Here is a 278-nt window from a genome sequence, read left to right on the forward strand (position 1 = left end):
GCCACTACTTGCGGAGTCTCGGTTGATGTCCTTTCCTGCAGGTACTTAGATGTTTCAGTTCCCTGCGTTCGCTTCTTACACCCTATTTTATTCAGGTGCAGATACCTTATCACAATGCTTGGAAACCTAAGCCGTACCGAAGCACAACTTAGATTTTCCAAGCATTTAAGGTGGGTTGCCCCATTCGGAGATCCATGGATCAAAGCTTATTCGCAGCTCCCCACGGCTTTTCGCAGCGTATCACGTCCTTCATCGCCTGTGCATGCCAAGGCATCCAC

The 278-nt window shown here is 49.3% G+C and carries 1 rRNA gene; it reads right to left on the bottom strand.

The window, feature by feature from the left end:
* Positions 1-278 (bottom strand): 23S ribosomal RNA (locus tag JNB88_RS34840); the annotation flags it as partial.

Source organism: Rhizobium cauense, assembly GCF_019511525.1.
In the GTDB taxonomy this organism is placed as follows: domain Bacteria; phylum Pseudomonadota; class Alphaproteobacteria; order Rhizobiales; family Rhizobiaceae; genus Rhizobium; species Rhizobium cauense.